15 protein-coding genes and 2 tRNA genes are annotated in these 20,168 nt (G+C 59.5%); 6 read left to right on the top strand and 11 right to left on the bottom strand.

The features are described from left to right. Nucleotides 1-127 precede the first annotated feature (127 nt). The 9 genes from ACQRBV_RS18220 to ACQRBV_RS18180 form a co-directional block, all read right to left on the bottom strand. Nucleotides 128-943 carry a DUF2242 domain-containing protein gene (locus tag ACQRBV_RS18220; protein WP_411985634.1) on the bottom strand — a complete coding sequence of 272 codons (816 nt, stop codon included), beginning with the start codon at nt 941-943 and terminating at the stop codon, nt 128-130. Nucleotides 944-1,100: 157 nt separating this feature from the next. Next, nucleotides 1,101-2,975, bottom strand: a complete 1,875-nt coding sequence (locus tag ACQRBV_RS18215) for a SurA N-terminal domain-containing protein (protein ID WP_060756759.1) — start codon at nt 2,973-2,975, stop codon at nt 1,101-1,103. A 232-nt stretch (nt 2,976-3,207) separates the two neighbouring features. Further along, nucleotides 3,208-3,480: an HU family DNA-binding protein gene (locus tag ACQRBV_RS18210; RefSeq protein WP_060756760.1), complete on the bottom strand. Its 273-nt coding sequence runs from the start codon at nt 3,478-3,480 to the stop codon at nt 3,208-3,210. 148 nt (nt 3,481-3,628) lie between these two features. Then, entirely contained in the window at nt 3,629-6,025 is a 2,397-nt protein-coding gene (lon, locus tag ACQRBV_RS18205; RefSeq protein ID WP_411985633.1) for an endopeptidase La, read from the bottom strand. Between the two features lie 201 nt (nt 6,026-6,226). Further along, nucleotides 6,227-7,510 carry an ATP-dependent Clp protease ATP-binding subunit ClpX gene (gene clpX / locus ACQRBV_RS18200; RefSeq protein ID WP_003238279.1) on the bottom strand — a complete coding sequence of 428 codons (1,284 nt, stop codon included), beginning with the start codon at nt 7,508-7,510 and terminating at the stop codon, nt 6,227-6,229. Nucleotides 7,511-7,622: 112 nt separating this feature from the next. Continuing rightward, the gene (gene clpP / locus ACQRBV_RS18195; protein WP_016974096.1) at nt 7,623-8,258 is read right to left on the bottom strand and encodes an ATP-dependent Clp endopeptidase proteolytic subunit ClpP; all 636 of its coding nucleotides are present in this window, start codon (nt 8,256-8,258) and stop codon (nt 7,623-7,625) included. Nucleotides 8,259-8,349: 91 nt separating this feature from the next. After that, a complete protein-coding gene (gene tig / locus ACQRBV_RS18190; protein WP_060756762.1) occupies nt 8,350-9,660 on the bottom strand; it encodes a trigger factor in 1,311 nt (436 codons plus the stop codon). 400 nt (nt 9,661-10,060) lie between these two features. After that, a tRNA-His gene (locus ACQRBV_RS18185) sits at nt 10,061-10,136 on the bottom strand. Between the two features lie 32 nt (nt 10,137-10,168). After that, a tRNA-Arg gene (locus ACQRBV_RS18180) sits at nt 10,169-10,245 on the bottom strand. Between the two features lie 275 nt (nt 10,246-10,520). Here ACQRBV_RS18180 and folD point away from each other — a divergent pair. Both folD and pbpG read left to right on the top strand, forming a co-directional pair. Next, entirely contained in the window at nt 10,521-11,375 is an 855-nt protein-coding gene (folD, locus tag ACQRBV_RS18175; RefSeq protein ID WP_060756763.1) for a bifunctional methylenetetrahydrofolate dehydrogenase/methenyltetrahydrofolate cyclohydrolase FolD, read from the top strand. A 207-nt stretch (nt 11,376-11,582) separates the two neighbouring features. Then, nucleotides 11,583-12,506: a D-alanyl-D-alanine endopeptidase gene (gene pbpG / locus ACQRBV_RS18170; protein ID WP_060756764.1), complete on the top strand. Its 924-nt coding sequence runs from the start codon at nt 11,583-11,585 to the stop codon at nt 12,504-12,506. A 181-nt stretch (nt 12,507-12,687) separates the two neighbouring features. Here pbpG and ACQRBV_RS18165 read toward each other — a convergent pair whose 3' ends face one another. Beyond that, entirely contained in the window at nt 12,688-13,350 is a 663-nt protein-coding gene (locus ACQRBV_RS18165; protein WP_104994203.1) for a peptidase C39 family protein, read from the bottom strand. 209 nt (nt 13,351-13,559) lie between these two features. Here ACQRBV_RS18165 and ACQRBV_RS18160 point away from each other — a divergent pair, with 209 nt between their 5' ends. After that, nucleotides 13,560-13,715, top strand: coding sequence for a hypothetical protein (locus tag ACQRBV_RS18160; protein WP_162843524.1), 156 nt, complete (start codon nt 13,560-13,562; stop codon nt 13,713-13,715). On the opposite strand, the gene ACQRBV_RS18155 is transcribed toward ACQRBV_RS18160, so the two are convergent. Next, nucleotides 13,712-14,122 carry a hypothetical protein gene (locus ACQRBV_RS18155; RefSeq protein WP_060756766.1) on the bottom strand — a complete coding sequence of 137 codons (411 nt, stop codon included), beginning with the start codon at nt 14,120-14,122 and terminating at the stop codon, nt 13,712-13,714. The two genes, ACQRBV_RS18160 and ACQRBV_RS18155, sit on opposite strands and share 4 nt — an antisense overlap. Nucleotides 14,123-14,341: 219 nt before the next feature. On the opposite strand from ACQRBV_RS18155, the gene ACQRBV_RS18150 reads away from it, so the two are divergent. The 3 genes from ACQRBV_RS18150 to ACQRBV_RS18140 are packed head-to-tail and all read left to right on the top strand — an operon-like array spanning nt 14,342 to nt 20,124. Continuing rightward, a complete protein-coding gene (locus tag ACQRBV_RS18150; protein ID WP_411985632.1) occupies nt 14,342-17,563 on the top strand; it encodes an efflux RND transporter permease subunit in 3,222 nt (1,073 codons plus the stop codon). Further along, nucleotides 17,553-18,722 carry an efflux RND transporter periplasmic adaptor subunit gene (locus tag ACQRBV_RS18145; protein WP_411985631.1) on the top strand — a complete coding sequence of 390 codons (1,170 nt, stop codon included), beginning with the start codon at nt 17,553-17,555 and terminating at the stop codon, nt 18,720-18,722. The genes ACQRBV_RS18150 and ACQRBV_RS18145 overlap by 11 nt, the downstream gene beginning before the upstream one ends. Further along, complete coding sequence (locus ACQRBV_RS18140; protein WP_411985630.1) at nt 18,706-20,124, top strand: efflux transporter outer membrane subunit; 1,419 nt, start codon at nt 18,706-18,708, stop codon at nt 20,122-20,124. The genes ACQRBV_RS18145 and ACQRBV_RS18140 overlap by 17 nt, the downstream gene beginning before the upstream one ends. Nucleotides 20,125-20,168 lie beyond the last annotated feature (44 nt).

Below are 20,168 nucleotides of genomic sequence, written 5' to 3'. Positions count from 1 at the left end.
CAGATTAATGACCTGCACAGCCAGCCTAAAGTGCCGTCATGACGAAAAAAAGTCTGCGTCATGACGTTCCTGCACATGCACATTAAACGTAGCAGCACTGCGGGAATTTATCCCGCAGGCACTAAGCTTACTTTGCCGGGGTCGGCAGTGGTGGGATCGCTTCCGTCGGCGCTGGCAATGCCGGGTTAGTCGCGGCCGGGGCGACAACCGGCTCTTGCTGAGGAGTAATCGGCGCAGGCTCAGGCGCAGGAACAACCGGCTCCGAAACTGATGGCGCAGGCGCCTCGATTTTCGGTGTCTCGACTTTCTCGACAGGCGCAGCGGGTGCTACAGGCGCGGTGGCAGGCTCAACTTTAGGCTCAGGCACCCCCAGCTCAGCCTTCGGCTTTTCTGGGCTCTGCTCGACCGGCTTCGCTTCCTGCGGCAGGAACACGTCCACCAGCGCAAAGTAACGCTCATAGAACTTCGGTGCCGAGACGGTCTCACTCGCCACCTTCACCATCGAGTCATCGGTGGAGCCGATCGGCATCGACACCGAGCCCAGCACACCCACACCCAGGCTCGCGGAGTTGTTGACCTTCTTCAGCGCATACCGGTCCTGCAAGGCGTTGGCAAACATCGTCGAGTGATTGTTGCCCTTGCCATCATTGGCACACACCACATTGAAGCTGATCTGCATGTGGGTTTCGCCGGTTTGCTGGAAGCTCTTGTTGCCCACCACCAGTTTGGGATCGCTGCTGGTGATGATGTAGCCCTGGCTCAGCAGCGCCCGCCGCGCCGCCTCGCAGGACGCCGTGGCACTGACCGGATAATCACGGGAAAACGTACCGGAATCGTCGAAGTTCTCATGTTCATAAATAGCGGTCTTGGGCGACGAGCAGCCCGCGGCGCCCGCCAACATAAGCGCCAACCCGAGGCTACGCACGTGAAATGATGTCGACATCGAAAATCCTGAGAAAAACAGTCAGGGCGGTATTGTGCAACAGAACGAGACCTTGGCGCGCATATTCCTGTCGGTAAAACGTCACAGATCTACAGATCAAGCACCATAAAAAAACCCCCGGTCTTTTCAGGCCGGGGGCTTTTCATTCAAACCGTCATCAGAACTTCTTGATGTCAGCCTGGGTTTCCAACTGCTTACGGTACGCCGCAAAGTCTTGCTGGCCGATGCGCGAAGCGAGGAATCGACGGTATTGCGCCTTTTCTTCGTCCGACGGGGCTGCCGCTTCGTTGACGCCGTTCAGGCGCACGATCACCAGGCTGCCATCAGCCAGGGTCACGGTAGTGAACGTCGGCTTGTCCTTGCTCGCAGGCTTGGGCATACGGAACAGGGCTTGCAGCACTGCTGGATCAACAGCCTCGGCGTTACGGGTCGCCGCTTCGGTGACTTTCCAGGCCTGGCCGTCGACCGGTTGGTCCAACGGGGTCTTGCCGTCGCGCAGGCTGGCGATCACTTCGTCAGCGTGAGCCTTGGCCGCCGCGCTGGCGCGCTCCTTGGTCATCTGGGTGCGAATCGCCGCAGCAACACGCTCCAGCGGCAATTGCGCCGGCTTGAGGTGCTCTTTGGCACGCAGCACGATGACGGTTTCCGGGTCCAGCTCGATGGCGGTGCTGTTGGCACCCTCATCCAGCACTTCCGGGCTGAACGCAGCGGTGACCACGGCACGGTTGGCCGCGATACCTTCACCACCCTCACGGCCAAATGGCGCGGAGGTGTGCACGGTCAGCTTCAGGTCGGACGCCGGCTGAGCCAGGTCGGAGGCTTCGAAAGCCGCGTCTTCCAATTGCTTGGTGGCTTCGACAAAACGCTGTTCAACCTGTTGGGTCTTGAGCTCGCGGGTCAGCTTGTCTTTCAGGCTGGCAAACGATGGCACCTGCGGTGCTTCAACGCCCAACAACTTGATCAGGTGCCAACCGAAGGTGGTACGCACCGGGGCCGACACCTGGTCCTTGTTCAAGGCATACAGGGCAGTTTCAAAAGCCGGGTCATAGACGCCAGGGCCGGCGAAACCGAGGTCACCGCCATTGTTGGCCGAACCCGGGTCCTGGGAGAACTCCTTGGCCAGGGCTTCGAACTTCTCGCCCTTGGCCAGGCGCGCCTGGATTTCCTCGAGCTTGGCCTTGGCTTGCGCGTCGGTGGTCTTGTCGTTGACTTCAATCAGAATGTGCGCGGCGCGACGCTGTTCAGCGAGGTTGGCGGTTTCTTTCTGATAGGCAGCCTGCAGTTCATCGTCCTTGACGGTGACCTGGTCGAAGAACGATGACTTCTTCAGTTCCAGGTAGTCGATGACCACCTGGTCCGGGGTCATGAACTCTTTGGCGTGCTGGTCGTAGTAAGCCTTGACCTCGTCGTCGGTGAGCTTCACCGCCGCAGGGTCGGCCTTGACATTCACGGTGGCGAAATCGCGGGTCTGTTTTTCCAGGCGGGCGAATGCGAGCACTTCGGCGTCGGTCACGAAGCCGCTGCCGGCAATACCTGCGCGAACCTGGCCGATGAGCATTTCCTGGGTCAGCATCTGACGGAACTGCATACGGCTGTAGCCCAGCTGACGGATCACCTGGTCAAAGCGTTCGGGGTTGAACTTGCCGTCCACCTGGAATTCCGGCGTCTGCAGGATGACTTGGTCCAAGGCTGCTTCGGAGAAGCCAAACTTGGAATTCGCAGCGCCTTGCAGCAACAGCTTGCGGTCGATCAGCCCTTTGAGGGCCGCATCGCGCAGCAATTTCTCGTCCAGCAGGGAAGCATCGAAATCCTTGCCCAGCTGTTGCATCAGCTGGCGACGTTGCATATCGACGGCCTGGCTCAATTCGGTCTGGGTGATTTCTTCACCGTTGACCTTGGCCACGTCCTGCTTGTTGTTGGTCGAAGCCTGGAAAATGGCTTCGATACCGGTGAACGCCATCAATGCGACGATGATCCCGATAATGGTCTTGGCAATCCAGCCTTGTGAATTGTCCCTGATATTCTGCAGCATGCGTCCCCCAGAAACGGTTGAACTTCAAAATTAGGCAACCGTGGAGCGTGGGTAGAGTCCGGATAGAAGAAAGGCGCATCCGAGGATGCGCCTTCTCGTAACTGGCGGAGCGGACGGGGGTTTGAACCCACACCCCCGGCGTTGCGACCCGATGGATACCTGGGTCGGCTGTGCCGCTCCGCTGCCAGGCCAGACCTGCGTCTGACCCGGATAGGTAAGGCTTGAACGAGGCTTAGTTAACGGCTTCTTTCAGGGCTTTACCGGCTTTGAAACCTGGTTTCTTGGCAGCAGCGATTTGCAGTGCTTTGCCAGTCTGTGGGTTGCGGCCAACGCGAGCTGGGCGGTCAGTCACAGAGAAAGTACCAAAGCCTACCAGCACCACGGAGTCGCCGGCCTTCAGAGCGCCAGTGACGGATTCGATAACTGCGTCCAGCGCACGGCCAGCAGCAGCTTTCGGGATATCAGCGGATGCGGCAACAGCATCAATCAGTTCCGACTTGTTCACTCTAAGTCCCCTTATATATCTATTGAGTATGATTCTAAGTTTTTTGGTGAAAGCAAAAACCAGTGCTGAATGGCCTACAGACACTTAAGAGCCGCTTTATAACAAGGGCTCTAAAAATCTGTCAAGGAAGCCCCCAGGCTTAAACGCATTAATGCGTGCTAATTCTTTCCTTGGAATCAGACTCGCGTTTTTCATCCTTCGCGACGATCTCCGGAGCCACATCCGGCAAGGGCTCCGGCGCGTATTGCAGCGCAATTTGCAGGACCTCGTCAATCCATTTAACGGGTTTAATCTGAAGATCTTGCTTGATATTGTCAGGAATTTCCTTCAAGTCGCGGACATTCTCTTCAGGAATGATCACCGTCTTGATTCCACCCCGGTGCGCGGCCAGCAATTTCTCTTTCAGACCACCGATGGCCAGTACCTGACCACGCAGGGTAATTTCCCCGGTCATGGCCACATCCGCTCGCACCGGAATGCCGGTCAATGCCGACACCAGGGCCGTGCACATGCCTACGCCGGCGCTAGGGCCGTCCTTCGGAGTCGCCCCTTCCGGCATGTGGATGTGCGTGTCGTGCTTCTCGTGGAAGTCCAGGGGGATGCCCAGGCTCTTGGCGCGGCTGCGCACCACGGTTTGCGCGGCAGTGATGGATTCGACCATCACATCACCCAGCGAGCCGGTCTTGATCAACTGGCCCTTGCCAGGGATCACCGCCGCCTCAATGGTCAGCAATTCGCCGCCCACTTGGGTCCATGCCAGGCCAGTCACCTGTCCTACCTGGTCCTGCTGCTCAGCCAGGCCATAACGGAATTTGCGCACGCCCAGGAAGTGCTCCAGGGAGTCAGCAGTGACCTTGACGCAGAAGCGTTTTTCCAGCGCATGCTCCTTCACGGCCTTGCGGCAGATCTTCGCGATCTGGCGCTCAAGCCCCCGCACACCGGCCTCGCGGGTGTAATAGCGCACGATGTCGCGGATCGTCTCGACCTCAAATTCGATCTCGCCCTTTTTCAGGCCATTGGCCGAAATCTGCTTGGGCGCGAGGTACTTGACGGCGATGTTGATCTTCTCGTCTTCGGTGTAACCCGGCAGACGAATCACCTCCATCCGGTCCAGCAAGGCTGGCGGAATGTTCATGGAGTTGGAGGTGCACAGGAACATCACGTCGGACAGGTCGTAATCGACCTCCAGGTAATGGTCATTGAAATTATGGTTCTGCTCCGGGTCGAGCACTTCGAGCAAAGCCGACGCCGGATCGCCACGCATGTCGCTGCCCATCTTGTCGATTTCATCGAGCAGGAACAGCGGGTTGCGCACACCGACCTTTGTCATCTTTTGAATCAATCTTCCTGGCATCGAACCGATATAAGTCCGGCGATGGCCACGGATTTCCGCCTCATCACGCACACCACCCAGGGCCATGCGCACGAATTTGCGGTTGGTGGCGCTGGCGATGGATTCGGCCAGCGAGGTTTTACCCACACCTGGAGGGCCGACCAGGCACAACACCGGGCCACGAATCTTCTTCACGCGCTTTTGCACGGCGAGGTATTCGAGAATGCGTTCTTTGACTTCTTCGAGGCCATAGTGATCGGCGTCGAGGATATCTTCTGCACGAGCCAGGTCCAGGCGCACCTTGGTCTGGGCCTTCCACGGCACCTGCACCAGCCAGTCGATGTAGGAGCGAACCACGGTGGCTTCGGCCGACATCGGGGACATTTGCTTGAGCTTGTTCAGCTCGGCGGTGGCTTTGGCCAGGGCGTCTTTCGGCAGGCCGGCGGCATCGATACGCTTTTTCAGCTCCTCGATTTCATTGTGGCCTTCCTCGCTGTCGCCAAGCTCCTTCTGAATGGCCTTCATCTGCTCATTCAGGTAGTACTCGCGCTGGCTGCGCTCCATTTGCTTCTTCACGCGACCACGGATGCGCTTCTCAACCTGCAACAGGTCGATTTCGCCATCCAGCAGTGCCAGCACATGTTCAACGCGGGCGGCCAGGTCGATGATTTCGAGAATGTCCTGCTTCTGCTCGATTTTCAGCGCCATGTGCGCAGCCATGGTATCGACCAGGCGGCTTGGCTCATCAATGCTGTTGAGGGACGACAGGACTTCAGCCGGGACTTTCTTGCCCAACTGCACATACTGCTCGAACTGCGAGAGCAGGCTGCGTACAAACACTTCGGATTCGCGCTCAGGGGCTTCGACTTCGTCGATCAACGCGACTTCGGCACGCAGGTGACCATCCACCTCCATGAAACGCTCGACCGCACCACGCTGCTCGCCTTCGACCAGCACCTTGACGGTGCCATCAGGCAGCTTAAGCAGTTGCAGCACGGTGGCAATGGTGCCGACGCGATACAGGGCTTCTTCGCCCGGATCATCATCAGCAGGATTCTTCTGAGCCAACAGCAGGATCTGCTTGTCGCCCGTCATCGCAGCCTCGAGGGCTTCGATAGACTTCTCGCGCCCCACGAACAGCGGGATAACCATGTGCGGATAGACGACGACATCACGCAACGGCAGGAGAGGCAATTCGCTGGTTGTCTTCATGATTTCGCCTCTATGACAGTTGAAAAATAAGCTTGGAGCCAAGATGGGGGCTGCATGCAAAAAAAACAAGCTCAATGCCAGCAGTTAAACGCATGAATGCCTATGAATTTAAAAGCCGTCCTGAAAAACCACCCCAAAAAGCCACACCAAAAACAAAGGGGCCCCGAAAGGCCCCTTGCTGGTACTGCAGCTGCAAAACGCTTACGCGTCCGGCGCAGCCTTTGCAGTCGGCTCACTGTTTTCGTAGATATACAGTGGCTTGGACTTGCCTTCGATAACGCTTTCGTCGATCACCACTTTACTCACCTCGGACTGCGAGGGGATCTCGTACATGGTGTCGAGCAACACGCCTTCGAGGATCGAACGCAGACCACGTGCACCGGTCTTGCGCTCCAATGCCCGCTTGGCCACTGATTTGAGCGCGTCGGTACGGAACTCGAGGTCCACACCTTCCATCTCGAACAGCTTGGCGTATTGCTTGGTCAGGGCGTTTTTCGGTTCGGTGAGGATCTGAATCAGAGCCGCCTCATCCAACTCGTCCAACGTGGCCAGGACCGGCAGACGGCCGACGAATTCCGGGATCAGACCGAACTTGACCAGATCGTCAGGCTCGACTTCACGCAGGGACTCGCCCACCTTCTTGCCTTCTTCCTTGCTGCGCACTTCCGCACTGAAACCGATGCCACCACGGGTGGAGCGCTGCTGGATGACCTTTTCGAGACCGGAGAACGCACCACCACAGATGAACAGGATGTTGCGCGTATCGACCTGAAGGAATTCCTGCTGCGGGTGCTTGCGACCACCTTGAGGCGGAACGGAAGCCACCGTGCCTTCAATCAGTTTCAACAGGGCCTGCTGCACGCCTTCACCGGAAACATCCCGGGTGATGGACGGGTTGTCCGACTTGCGCGAAATCTTGTCGATTTCGTCGATGTAGACAATACCCATCTGGGCTTTCTCTACGTCGTAGTCGCACTTCTGCAGCAGCTTTTGAATGATGTTCTCGACGTCTTCGCCCACGTAGCCAGCCTCGGTGAGGGTGGTGGCGTCGGCGATGGTGAACGGAACGTTCAACAGGCGAGCGAGGGTTTCGGCAAGCAGGGTTTTACCCGAGCCTGTCGGGCCGATCAGCAAGATGTTGCTCTTGCCGAGTTCGACTTCGTCGCCCTTCTTGTCACGCTGGTTCAAGCGCTTGTAGTGGTTGTACACCGCTACGGCCAGAACCTTCTTTGCACGCTCTTGACCGATTACATACTGGTCAAGGATACCGCTAATTTCTTTAGGCGAAGGCAATTTATGCGCGCTGCTCTCGGCCTGGGCTTCCTGCACCTCCTCGCGGATGATGTCATTGCACAGGTCGACGCACTCGTCGCAGATAAACACCGAGGGGCCGGCAATCAACTTGCGTACTTCATGCTGGCTTTTGCCGCAGAAGGAGCAATAGAGCAGCTTGCCGTTGTCCTCGCCGTTGCGGGTGTCAGTCATTCGTTCGATCCAAATCCGATAGGCTTGCAACACAAGATGAAGGCTTATGCGGGCTTTTTCAAGCCCGCCGGTGGTCGGACATGCCGACCAGCCCTATTTTGAGCGGCTTATATTAAGCGGGGCGCTTGTCGATCACTGCGTCGATCAGCCCGTATTCACGCGCGGCTTCGGCACTCATGAAATTGTCGCGGTTGGTGTCGCGCTCGATTTCTTCGAGGGTGCGCCCGCTGTGCTTGGCCATCAGCGTGTTGAGACGCTCACGAATAAACAGGATTTCCTTGGCGTGGATTTCGATATCCGACGCCTGGCCCTGGAAGCCGCCCAGTGGCTGGTGAATCATCACACGCGAGTTAGGCAGGCAGAAACGCTTGCCCTCGGCACCGGCAGTCAGCAGGAACGCGCCCATGCTGCACGCCTGGCCGATGCAAGTGGTCGATACGTTCGGCTTGATGAACTGCATGGTGTCGTAGATCGACATGCCCGCCGTCACCGAACCGCCTGGAGAGTTGATGTAGAGATGGATGTCCTTGTCCGGGTTTTCCGCTTCAAGGAACAGCAGTTGCGCACAGATCAGGTTGGCCATGTAGTCCTCTACCGGACCAACCAGAAAGATCACTCGCTCCTTGAGCAGGCGCGAGTAGATGTCGTAGGCGCGTTCGCCACGAGCAGATTGCTCGACAACCATCGGGACCAGGCCGCCGGCGGCCTGGATATCAGAGTTCTGCTGAATATAGGAATTACGGAACATGCTCTGCAGTTACTCCCAAATAGTCATGTCTTGAAAACGCATAAGCCAGCGCGAGGCTGGCTTATGGTTGTATTTCCAACGAGTTGGACAATCAGTCGGCTTGTGCTGCTTCCGCCGGCTTGACTGCTTCTTCGTAAGAGACCGCTTTGTCGGTCACCTTAGCCTTCTGCAGAACAGTATCCACAACTTGTTCTTCCAGCACAACCGAACGTACTTCGTTCAGTTGCTGGTCGTTCTTGTAGTACCAAGCCACGACCTGCTCAGGCTCCTGGTAGGCCGAAGCCATTTCCTGGATCATTTCGCGAACGCGATCTTCGTCAGGCTTGAGGTCGTGTTGCTTGACCACTTCAGCCACGACCAGACCCAGCACGACACGGCGCTTGGCTTGTTCTTCGAACAGCTCGGCCGGCAGTTGATCAGGCTTGATGTTGCCACCGAACTGCTGAACCGCTTGAACGCGCAGGCGATCCACTTCGTTGGACAGCAGAGCCTTGGGCACTTCGATCGGGTTGGCGGCCAGCAGACCGTCCATGACCTGGTTCTTGACCTTGGACTTGATGGCCTGACGCAGCTCGCGCTCCATGTTCTTGCGAACTTCGGTGCGGAAGCCTTCGATACCGGTTTCCTTGATGCCGAATTGCGCGAAGAACTCTTCGTTCAGCTCTGGCAGCTTAGGCTCGGAAACGCTGTTGACGGTCACGGTGAACTCAGCGGCTTTGCCGGCCAGGTCCAGGTTCTGGTAGTCAGCAGGGAAAGTCAGGTTCAGCACGCGCTCTTCGCCGGCTTTTGCGCCAACCAGGCCGTCTTCGAAACCAGGGATCATGCGGTTGGAACCCAGCACCAGCTGAGTACCCTTGGCGGAGCCGCCAGCGAAAGCTTCGCCGTCAACCTTGCCGACGAAATCGATGTTCAGCTGGTCTTCGTTCTGGGCAGCGCGGTCGGCCACTTCGAAACGGGTGTTCTGCTTGCGCAGGATTTCCAGCATGTTGTCCAGGTCGGCATCAGCTACGTCAGCGCTCAGGCGCTCAACGGTGATACCGTCGAAACCGGCCACTTCAAACTCAGGGAACACTTCGAATACGGCAACGTATTCCAGGTCCTTGCCGGCTTCCAGGGACTTAGGCTCGATCGATGGCGAGCCAGCCGGGTTCAGCTTGTGCTCGACAACGGCTTCGTAGAAAGAAGCCTGGATCACGTCACCTACAGCTTCCTGACGCGCATCGGCACCAAAACGACGCTTGATTTCGCTCATTGGCACTTTGCCTGGACGGAAACCAGCGATCTTGGCCTTCTGGGCAGTCTGCTGCAGACGCTTGTTGACCGCAGTCTCGATACGCTCAGCCGGCACGGTGATGCTCAGGCGACGCTCGATAGCAGTAGTATTTTCAACAGAAACTTGCATGGATATTCCTCGTTGCACAGACGTTAGCCGGCCATTTCCGACCCCAATCAAGGGCATGCATTCTAGTGGGTCAAACCCAAGAAGTCACCCTACTGGAAATACGCCCGAAAACAGCCGGCAATTTATCGGTACGAAGGCACTGATGCCCCCCGCCCCGCTGACAAATACAGCCCATCACGCCAGGGCTCTGCGCCGCTCCTTCTATATATAGAGGAAGTCGTCATCCATCTCCCTGACGGCCCACCCCTCAGACGGGGGCGGCAGGCAGTGCGGCATCATCGAGATACACAAATACGACGAAACGCCCTGCCCTTGCGACCCACTACCTGCAGTCGCGGAATATTCGAACCGCTGAAACCAAAAAAGGCGCCAGACTGTTAAATCTGGCGCCTTTCGAATATGGGGTGGACGAAGGGGATCGAACCCTCGACAACGGGAGTCACAATCCCGTGCTCTACCAACTGAGCTACGCCCACCATATAGCGCTACTTGTGCCAAAGCTGCCTAATGGCGCACCCGGCAGGACTCGAACCTGCGACCATCCGCTTAGAAGGCGGATGCTCTATCCAGCTGAGCTACGGGCGCCTTATTAATCTGTACTCTTGGAGGATTACAAACTAAGTGCTTCCAGCCTTGCAGAACAACTATTCTGCTCGACCTTCTTAACCAGTGCTAGGCTGTGCCCGACAAGTGCGACGAATAGTATAGAGGGCGTTGATACCCGTCAAATCTTTTTTGAAAAAAACTGATTTTATTTAAGGGGTTAGGGCAATTTGCAGACCAAGCGCCTTTGCCCTCACGCCATGGCGTGCGAGAATGCGCGCACTTTTCTTCCCCCTCTCGATGGTTAATCACGCGTAATGACTGCACAACTTATCGACGGCAAATCAATCGCCGCCAGCCTGCGCCAGCAGATCGCCAAACGCGTCACCGAGCGCAGCCAGCAAGGTCTGCGCACGCCCGGCCTCGCGGTGATCCTGGTCGGCAGCGATCCTGCCTCTCAGGTTTATGTCTCGCACAAGCGTAAAGACTGTGAAGAGGTCGGCTTTATTTCCAAGGCCTACGACCTGCCTTCCGAGACCACCCAGCAGGCACTGACCGACCTGATCGACACCCTCAACGACGACCCGGCCATCGACGGCGTCCTGCTTCAACTGCCACTGCCCGAGCACCTGGATGCCTCCAAGCTGCTCGAACGCATCCGCCCGGACAAAGACGTCGACGGTTTCCACCCTTATAACGTCGGCCGCCTCGCACAACGCATCCCGCTGCTGCGCCCCTGCACCCCCAAAGGCATCATGACCCTGCTGGAAAGCACCGGTGTCGACCTGTACGGCCTCGATGCCGTGGTCGTCGGCGCGTCCAACATCGTCGGCCGCCCAATGGCCATGGAACTGCTGCTGGCCGGTTGCACCGTGACCGTCACCCACCGCTTCACCAAGGACCTTGCCGGCCACGTCGGCCGTGCCGACCTGGTGGTGGTCGCCGCCGGCAAGCCGGGTCTGGTCAAGGGTGAGTGGATCAAGGAAGGCGCCATCGTGATCGACGTCGGCATCAACCGTCAGGAAGATGGCAAGCTGGTCGGTGATGTGGTCTACGAGACCGCCCTGCCCCGCGCCGGCTGGATCACTCCCGTGCCAGGGGGTGTCGGCCCGATGACTCGTGCCTGCTTGCTGGAAAATACGCTGTATGCAGCAGAAACCCTGCACGACTGATAACCAGCCGTACTGAAAAAACCCCGCCTTATCGCGGGGTTTTTTATTGCCGCCGCTAAAATACTTTTTTCTTTGTTTTTAAGTGCTTTCGTCCGGGTTTAGAAGAACATTCGACAGTTATTGATCCATACTCCTAAAATGTAACGGCATTTATCATAAAACCCGTTCTCGAACGGTATTTCCTTACTTTTTAGCGAGTTCACCCGCGTGAAAATTCGTCTCTCTATCGTCAGCCTATTTTTTGCATTTACAGGCACCTTCGCGCACGCAGCCGAAACCACCCAGGCGCCGCGTGATACTTCCAAACTGCAAATCGCCTCCGGCAGCGCCATGCTGGTCGACTTACAGACCAACAAAGTCATCTATTCCAGCAACCCCGACGTGGTGGTACCCATCGCCTCCGTGAGTAAATTGATGACCGGCCTGGTGGTGCTGGAAGCCAAGCAGAACATGGACGAATACATCGACATCAACATCAAGGACACGCCGGAAATGAAAGGCGTGTTCTCCCGTGTGAAAATCGGCAGCGAAATGCCGCGTAAAGAAATGCTGCTGATTGCCCTGATGTCCTCGGAAAACCGCGCAGCTGCCAGCCTGGCTCACCACTACCCGGGCGGCTACCCCGCGTTTATCGCGGCAATGAACGCCAAGGCCAAGGCGCTGGGCATGACCAGCACCCACTATGTGGAACCCACCGGCCTGTCGATTCACAACGTGTCCACCGCCCGTGACTTGAGCAAGCTGCTGGCCTATGCACGCAAGTTTCCAATGCTCAGCCAGCTCAGCACCACTAAAGAAAAGACCGTGTCGTTCCGCAAACCCAACTACACCTTGGGCTTCTCCAACACCGACCACCTGATCAACCGCGCCAACTGGGATATCAAGCTGACCAAGACTGGCTTTACCAACCAGGCCGGCCACTGCCTGGTGCTGGTGACGAGCATGGGCAACCGCCCGGTTTCATTGGTGATCCTGGACGCCTTCGGCAAATTCACCCACTTCGCCGATGCCGGTCGTATTCGCAACTGGGTCGAGACCGGCAAGAGCACGTCGGTGCCGGACGTCGCGTTGCGCTACAAGGCCGACAAAAACCTGAAGAACCGCCCGATTGCCGCAGAGGTGCGCCGCTAAGCCCCCCGGTAACCACAACCGAACTCTTGTAGTGAGCGGGCTTGCCCCGCGCTGGGTGGCGCAGCCGCCCCAACAAGAACGCCGCGGTGTTTCAGGAATACCGAGGTGACCAGATTTGGGGCGGCTGCGCCGCCCAGCGCGGGGCAAGCCCGCTCACTACACTCGCGCCTTGGGCGCGGTTTTATTTGCGCTCCGCCAGCACCTTGAGCGCCTGCGCCGCCGCCCTCTCCTGGCCAGCCTGCGCCGTGGCGTTGGCCGCATCACGCCAGCGCTGTGCGTCCACATTGGCGGGCAACTGGCTCGGACGCTGGGTCAGGATGGCCCAGTGACCGGCGCTCTTCCACGCTGACTCAAAGTCGCTGAAGCTCATCGACAGCCGTCGCTCCATGCCCGAGCGCAGCAACACCGTGCTCTTTTGCTGATTGAACCCCACCACCACGACATAGCGGGTGCCCGACCAGAAACTCGGGTTGAGCCGCGCCATCACCGGGTAACCCGCGGCGACCTGCGCCAGCACCGCCGTCAGTTGGCTGTCCAGCGGATACACCATCAGCCCGTATTCGCGAGCCAGCACCTGCATGTTGCGCTCAAGGTCTGCCTCCGCGCCGGGTAGATGCAGTGGCTTATCCAGCAAGCCAGGTGTCATGACAATGCCTTGTTGCGACAGCATGCTGGCCAAAGCACTAGGGCCACTCAGGTAGGCCTCGCTGCGAAAGGTCGGCACACCATTGAGTTCGACGCGCTCCGGCAGGCCCGGCAGTTTCGACGGCTGCCCGGAACACGCCGCAAGCCCCAAGGTACATGCCAGCAACAGGGTGGTTTTAACGTTCGACCGTAACCGCAATTTTTTACTCTCTTGATCAACTGCCGGTGAGGCTCCAGATCATAGGGTGCTCTGCCACGTCGGTATAGCCTTGAGTCTCAGTAAAACGCCGGGGATAGAGCAAACAAGTTGGACAGACTCGACCATTGGTCAATAGCAGGCAACCGCCCGGTAGCTAGACTGTCCATAAAGAAGTGTGTGTGTGCCCCAAGGGGCGAAAGGAGGCCAGAATGAGCCTTGCTACAACGATTTTCCTGTTGATCTGCGGTTGGCTGGCTGTCGCCAGTGCCATGTTGTGGGGCGTGATGCGCGTAACCCGTCGCCATCATCACCCCCACGTCAAACCCGCCAAGCCACCAGAGGCGTCGGCGGCACGTCACGCTTAGCCTGGCATGCAATTGAAGTCCTGGGTCGCGGCAACTTCCTTGCCGTGACCATCCTTGAGCACCGCGCGCACGGTAGTGCCGAGGCTCGACTCCACCAGGGTGTAATGCTCACCCGCCTTGAAGTGCTTGTACTCGACCCGCCCCTGGCAGTCCTGCTGATTGTCGTCGCCTGGCTCTTCTTCAAACAGGGTCACATCCAGGCGATGGTCGCCTGGCGGCACTTCAAAAAAACGCCCGTCATCCACACGCTTGCCGTCGACACGTTCGGCCATCAGGTCATTCGGGGCTTCTTCTTTCAAACCGATCCACGCCTCGCTTGGGTCCGCCTTGGGGATCGGGCCGGCACACGCCGACAACAGCAGCACAGCACCGAGGGCAGGAATCAAAAGCAAAGGTTTAAGTGACATGGCAGGGCTCCATAGGACATGAGTAAAAAGACGAGGCGAAATGTGTCGCCGCCGATAGATGACAAGCTTGGGGAGCGGCCCTTTGTAGAACAAATGAATACACATGAAAGGTTCTTAAGCGCTTAACTAAATGTTCCTTCATTTGGCTGAAAGGTGCGTGTTAGGTGGGTCGGGCAAGACTGCCGGGGTTTGCAATCCTGCTCCCTCGGAGGTTCACGCATGCTCGGGCTGGTAAAGACCGCACTGCAAAAGCCGTACACGTTTATCGTGTTGGCCATATTCATTTGCATCATCGGGCCGATGGCGGCCCTGCGAACCCCTACGGATGTGTTTCCCGATATCGGCATCCCCGTAGTCGCCGTGGTCTGGCAGTACAACGGCCTGTCACCGGACGCCATGGCCGGCCGGGTGATCTACACCTATGAACGCTCCCTGAGCACCACCGTCAACGACATCGAACATATCGAATCGCAATCGCTGCCCGGCATGGGCATCGTGAAGATCTTCTTCCAACCCGGCGTGGATATCCGTACCGCCAACGCCCAGGTGACCGCTGTTTCACAAACCGTGCTCAAGCAGATGCCGCCCGGTATCACGCCGCCACTGATCCTCAACTACAGCGCCTCCACGGTGCCGATCCTGCAAATGGCGTTCTCCAGCCCCAGCCTCTCGGAAGCCAAGATCCGCGACCTGGTGCAGAACAACATTCGCCTGCCTTTAAGTGCCCTGCCCGGCCTGGCCATGCCTACCCCCATGGGCGGCAAGCAGCGGCAGATCACCCTCGACCTCGACCCCCAGGCACTCGCCGCCAAAGGCCTGTCGGCGCAGGACGTGGGCAATGCCCTGGCGCTGCAAAACCAGATCATCCCGGTGGGCACCGCCAAGCTCGGCCCCAATGAATACACGATTCTGCTCAACAACAGCCCCAAGGCCATCGATGAGCTCAACGACCTGCCGATCAAGACCGTCGACGGCGCGCTGATCACCATCGGCCAAGTCGCCCACGTGCGTGACGGCTCGCCACCGCAGACCAACATCGTGCGGGTCGACGGCCACCGCGCCGTACTGATGCCGGCACTGAAAAACGGCAGCATTTCCACCCTGTCGATCATCGACGGTATTCGCCAGATGCTGCCGCGCATCAACGAAACCCTGCCACCTTCGCTGAAGACCTCGCTGCTCGGTGACGCCTCGGTGTTCGTCAAGCAATCGGTCGGTAGCGTAGCCCAGGAAGGCATCATCGCCGCGCTGCTGACCAGTGCAATGATCCTGCTGTTCCTCGGCAGTTGGCGCTCCACCCTGATCATTGCCGCCTCGATCCCCCTGGCGGTGCTATCAGCCATCGCGCTGCTGGCTGTCAGCGGGCAAACCCTCAACGTGATGACCCTCGGCGGGTTGGCGTTGGCGGTCGGGATCCTGGTGGACGACGCCACGGTGACCATCGAGAACATCAACTGGCACCTGGAACAAGGCAAGGCGGTGAAAACCGCGATCCTCGACGGCGCCGCGCAGATCGTCGGCCCGGCATTCGTCTCGCTGCTGTGTATCTGCATCGTGTTCGTGCCGATGTTCCTGCTGAACGGGATTGCCGGCTACCTGTTCCGGCCGATGGCCCTGGCGGTGATCTTTGCCATGGCCAGCTCGTTCATCCTCTCGCGCACGCTGGTGCCGACCCTGGCGATGTTCCTGCTCAAGCCACATACGCCGGAACAAGGCGCGGGGCATCACCCGGAAGATGCATTCATCAACCACCACGAGGGCGAGCAGCACCAGAAAACGCGCAATCGCCTGCTGCAATCGGTGCTGAATTTTCAGCAAGGCTTCGAGCGTCACTTCTCGAACATCCGCGACACCTACCACGGCCTGCTGACCTTGGCGCTGGGCAACCGCAAACGCTTTATCGCAGGTTTCCTGGCGTGCGTGCTCGCCTCGTTCCTGCTGCTGCCGAGCCTGGGCCAGGATTTCTTTCCGGCCACCGACGCCGGCGCCCTGGCCCTGCACGTACGCTTGCCGCTGGGCACGCGTATCGAAGAAAGCGCGGCGGCGTTCGACCGCATTGAAGCGCGGATTCGCGAAGTGATCCCGGCGCAAGAACTGGACACCATCGTCGACAACATCGGCATTCCGCTGAGCGGCATCGACATGGCCTACAGCAGCAGCGGCACTATCGGTCCGCAGGATGGCGACATCCAGGTCAGCCTGAAAAAAGACCATGCGCCCACCGCCGACTACGTGAAAAAACTGCGTGAAGTCTTGCCGCAGAGTTTCCCCGGCAGCCACTTCGCGTTCCTGCCGGCCGATATCAGCAGCCAGATCCTCAACTTCGGCGCCCCCGCACCACTGGATGTGAAAATCTCCGGGCGCAGCGATGCAGAAAACCGCGCCTACGCCGTGGAACTGGAACGTCACCTGTCGCACATTCCAGGCATCGCCGACTTGCGTATCCAGCAGTCCACCGGCTACCCGTCGCTGCAAGTCAACGTCGACCGCATGCGTGCCAATGGCCTGGGGATTACCGAGAAGGACGTGACCAACAGCATGGTCGCCTCCCTCGCGGGCAGCTCGCAAACCGCGCCGACCTTCTGGCTGAACCCGGCGAACGGCGTGTCGTACTCCATCGTCGCTGCAACGCCGCAATACCGCCTGGACAGCTTGCCGTCACTGGAAGCGCTGCCGGTCACAGGGGCTGATGGCCAGTCGCAAATCCTCGGCGGCGTGGCAACCATCTCCCGCGTGCAAAGCCCGGCGGTGGTGACTCACTACAATATCCAACCGACCCTGGACCTGTACGCCAACGTGCAAGGCCGTGACCTGGGGGGCGTGGCCCGTGACGTGCAAAAAGTGCTCGACGACACCGCCTCCATGCGCCCCAAAGGCGCGGTGATCAGCCTGCATGGGCAAATCGACGCGTTGCACGAAGCCTTCAGCGGTTTGAGCTTCGGCCTGCTCGGTGCGGTCGTGCTGATCTACCTGCTGATCGTGGTCAACTTCCAGTCGTGGGTCGACCCGTTCGTGATTATCACCGCCCTGCCGGCTGCCTTGGCGGGCATCGTGTGGATGCTGTTCCTCAGCGGCACCTCGCTGTCGGTGCCGGCGCTCACCGGCGCCATCCTGTGCATGGGCGTGGCCACCGCCAACTCGATCCTGGTGGTGAGCTTCTGCCGCGAACGCCTGGCCGAACATGGCGATGCGCTAAAGGCTGCGCTGGAAGCCGGCTACACACGCTTTCGCCCGGTGTGCATGACCGCCCTGGCGATGATCATCGGCATGTTGCCGCTGGCCCTTTCCGAAGAGCAGAACGCGCCTCTGGGCCGGGCGGTGATCGGCGGCTTGATCCTCGCCACCACTGCCACTTTGTTGTTTGTTCCCGTGGTCTTCAGCCTGGTCCACGGTCGTCACTCTACTCGCGCTGTTGCTGGAGAAACTTCACATGTCGTCTGATCACAAACCCTCGCGCAAGCGCTTGATGCTCATGGGTGTCGGCGGCCTGACTGTGGCCGCCCTGTTGGTCGCCAACGGCCTGCACGCCCGCACACTGCACGAGCAATCGGTTACCGCCTGGACGGAAACCGCCGCCATCCCACAGGTGATGGTGTTCCAACCCCAACAGAACGCCGCCGGCGATACCCTGCGTTTGCCCGCGCACCTGGAAGCCTGGAGCAAGGCACCGATCCACGCCCGGGTCAGCGGCTACTTGAAGGACTGGAAAGTCGACATCGGCAGCCCGGTGAAAGCTGGCCAGGTGCTCGCCGAAATCGACAGCCCGGACCTTGATCAGCAAGTGGCACAAGCCCACGCCCGGCTGATTCAGCAACAGGCTGATGCACGCCTGGCGCAAACCACCGCCACACGCTGGCAAAACCTGCTGGCCAGCCACTCGGTGTCGCGCCAGGAGGCCGATGAAAAAACCTCCAACGCCGCCGCCGCCAAAGCCAATGCTGAAGCTGCGGCTGCCGATTACGCACGCCTGTCGGCGCTGGAGAGCTACAAGACCCTGCGCGCGCCCTTCACCGGCACCATCACCGCACGCAACACCGATATCGGCCAGTTGATCAAGGCCGATACCGACAGCGACCCGGAACTGTTCGATATCGCCGACACGCATCAGTTGCGCCTCTACGTGCCGGTGCCACAGAACTATGCGGCGGTGATCCGCCCGGGTCTCGAAGCCAAGCTGACGGTGCCCGAACACCCCGGCGAGCACTTCAAGGCGCGCCTGATCGGCGACTCCACCGCCATCGATCGCCGCTCCGGCACCCTGCTCGCCCAGTTCGTCGCCGACAACCCCAAGGGCGAGTTGCTGCCGGGTGACTATGCCGAAGCCACCCTGCCGATTCCGGCAGACACCCACGGCGTCAGCATTCCGGCCAGCGCGTTGATCTTTCGCGCCCAAGGCACCCAAGTCGCGGTGCTGGATGCGCAGAACCACGTGCACCTGCGGGACATCCACATCGGCCTCGACCTCGGCGAGCGCCTGGTCGTCGACCAAGGTTTGAAACCCGCCGACCGCGTGGTCGACAACCCACCCGACGCCCTGCGCGAAGGTGACCCGGTACAACTGGCCGATGCCTCCGGAGGTGCGCATGCGCCCAAGGCTTAAACCCCTCGCCGCATTAATGCTGCTGATGCTGCAAGGCTGCTCGATGGCCCCCGCCTACCAGGTGCCAGCGGTGGACCTGCCGGCCGGTTACCGTGAACAGACCAGCGACGGTCCGTGGCGCAGCGCGCAACCGTCCGATCGCCTGGCTCCCCAGTGGTGGAAGCTCTACCACGACGCGCGCCTCAATGACCTGCAACAACAACTGCTCAAGGCCAACCCGGACCTGGCTGCGGCGCTGGCACACTTCGATGCGTCCCAGGCCTACGCCAGCCAACTGCACGCAGGGCTGTTCCCGCAGATCACCGCCAGCGCACAAACCTTGCGTCAGCGCCAGTCGGATTCACGGCCACTGCGCGGCGCCACGCAGCCGTCGGTGTACAACAGCAATAGCGCAGGGTTTGCCCTGAGCTACGACCTGGACCTATGGGGCAAGATCCGTAATCAGGTCGCCGCCGGGGATGCCCAGGCGCAGGCGTCCGGGGACGACCTGGCGGTGGCACGCCTGAGCCTGCAACACCAGTTGGCGACCCTGTATGTGCAACTCAATGGGCTGGATGCGCAAGCGCGGATCCTCAACCGCTCGCTGGATGATTTCAGCCAGGCATTGCAACTGACCCGTAGCCGCTATGAAGGTCAGATTGCTTCTGAGCTGGACCTGACCCGCGCCCAAAACCAACTGGCCGAAGCCAAGGCACAATGGGATGAAGTGCGTGGGCAACGCAACCTGACCGAACATGCCATCGGCGAATTGGTCGGCGTAGCGGCCAGCGACTTCACCTTGCCGGCAAGTCAGCAACTGATCGCTTTGCCAGGAATGCCTTCACAACTGCCGAGCCAACTGCTGCAACGTCGCCCCGACATCGCGGCGGCGGAACGCCGAGTGTTTGCCGCCAATGCCAATATTGGCGTGGCCAAGGCGGCCTGGTATCCGGATTTCAGCCTGACCGGCTTGATTGGCGGGCAGACCCAAGGCGTCGGCAACCTGCTGTCGGCCGGCAACCGTTACTGGGCGCTGGGGCCGTTGGTAAACCTGCCGATCTTTGATGGCGGACGCTTGAGCGCCAATGAGCGCCAGGCCAAAGCCGAGTTTGAAGAAGCCTCTGCGCAATACCGCAGCCAGGTGTTGAAGGCCGTGCGGGAGGTGGAAGATAACCTGGCGCAGCTAAGGGATTTGCAACAGGAGGCACAGGATGAACAGGCGGCGGCGGATGCGGCGCAGCATACCGAGTCTCTGGCGATGAACAGCTATCAGGCCGGGGCGGTGAGTTATCTGGATGTGGTGACTGCACAAACCGCCGCACTGCAGGCGCAGAGAACCTTGCAGGCGGTGCAGACACGGCAGTTACAGGCGAGCGTGGGGTTGGTCACGGCATTGGGGGGTGGATGGCAACCTGACGCATGAGCTGACGACCGCTATCGGGAGCAAGCCCCCTCCCACACTGGTCC

The sequence above is a fragment of the Pseudomonas sp. R11F genome, assembly GCF_050312575.1.
Classification (GTDB): domain Bacteria; phylum Pseudomonadota; class Gammaproteobacteria; order Pseudomonadales; family Pseudomonadaceae; genus Aquipseudomonas; species Aquipseudomonas palleroniana.
This window is presented reverse-complemented; position numbering and strand designations above follow the sequence as displayed.

Bases quoted from the DNA above. Each gene is read 5' to 3' on its own strand.
- ACQRBV_RS18220 (WP_411985634.1), bottom strand. From the start codon at position 943: ATGTCGACATCATTTCACGTGCGTAGCCTCGGGTTGGCGCTTATGTTG.
- ACQRBV_RS18215 (WP_060756759.1), bottom strand. From the start codon at position 2,975: ATGCTGCAGAATATCAGGGACAATTCACAAGGCTGGATTGCCAAGACC.
- lon (WP_411985633.1), bottom strand. From the start codon at position 6,025: ATGAAGACAACCAGCGAATTGCCTCTCCTGCCGTTGCGTGATGTCGTC.
- clpX (WP_003238279.1), bottom strand. From the start codon at position 7,510: ATGACTGACACCCGCAACGGCGAGGACAACGGCAAGCTGCTCTATTGC.
- clpP (WP_016974096.1), bottom strand. From the start codon at position 8,258: ATGTTCCGTAATTCCTATATTCAGCAGAACTCTGATATCCAGGCCGCC.
- tig (WP_060756762.1), bottom strand. From the start codon at position 9,660: ATGCAAGTTTCTGTTGAAAATACTACTGCTATCGAGCGTCGCCTGAGC.
- folD (WP_060756763.1), top strand. From the start codon at position 10,521: ATGACTGCACAACTTATCGACGGCAAATCAATCGCCGCCAGCCTGCGC.
- ACQRBV_RS18160 (WP_162843524.1), top strand. From the start codon at position 13,560: ATGAGCCTTGCTACAACGATTTTCCTGTTGATCTGCGGTTGGCTGGCT.
- ACQRBV_RS18155 (WP_060756766.1), bottom strand. From the start codon at position 14,122: ATGTCACTTAAACCTTTGCTTTTGATTCCTGCCCTCGGTGCTGTGCTG.
- ACQRBV_RS18150 (WP_411985632.1), top strand. From the start codon at position 14,342: ATGCTCGGGCTGGTAAAGACCGCACTGCAAAAGCCGTACACGTTTATC.
- ACQRBV_RS18145 (WP_411985631.1), top strand. From the start codon at position 17,553: ATGTCGTCTGATCACAAACCCTCGCGCAAGCGCTTGATGCTCATGGGT.
- ACQRBV_RS18140 (WP_411985630.1), top strand. From the start codon at position 18,706: ATGCGCCCAAGGCTTAAACCCCTCGCCGCATTAATGCTGCTGATGCTG.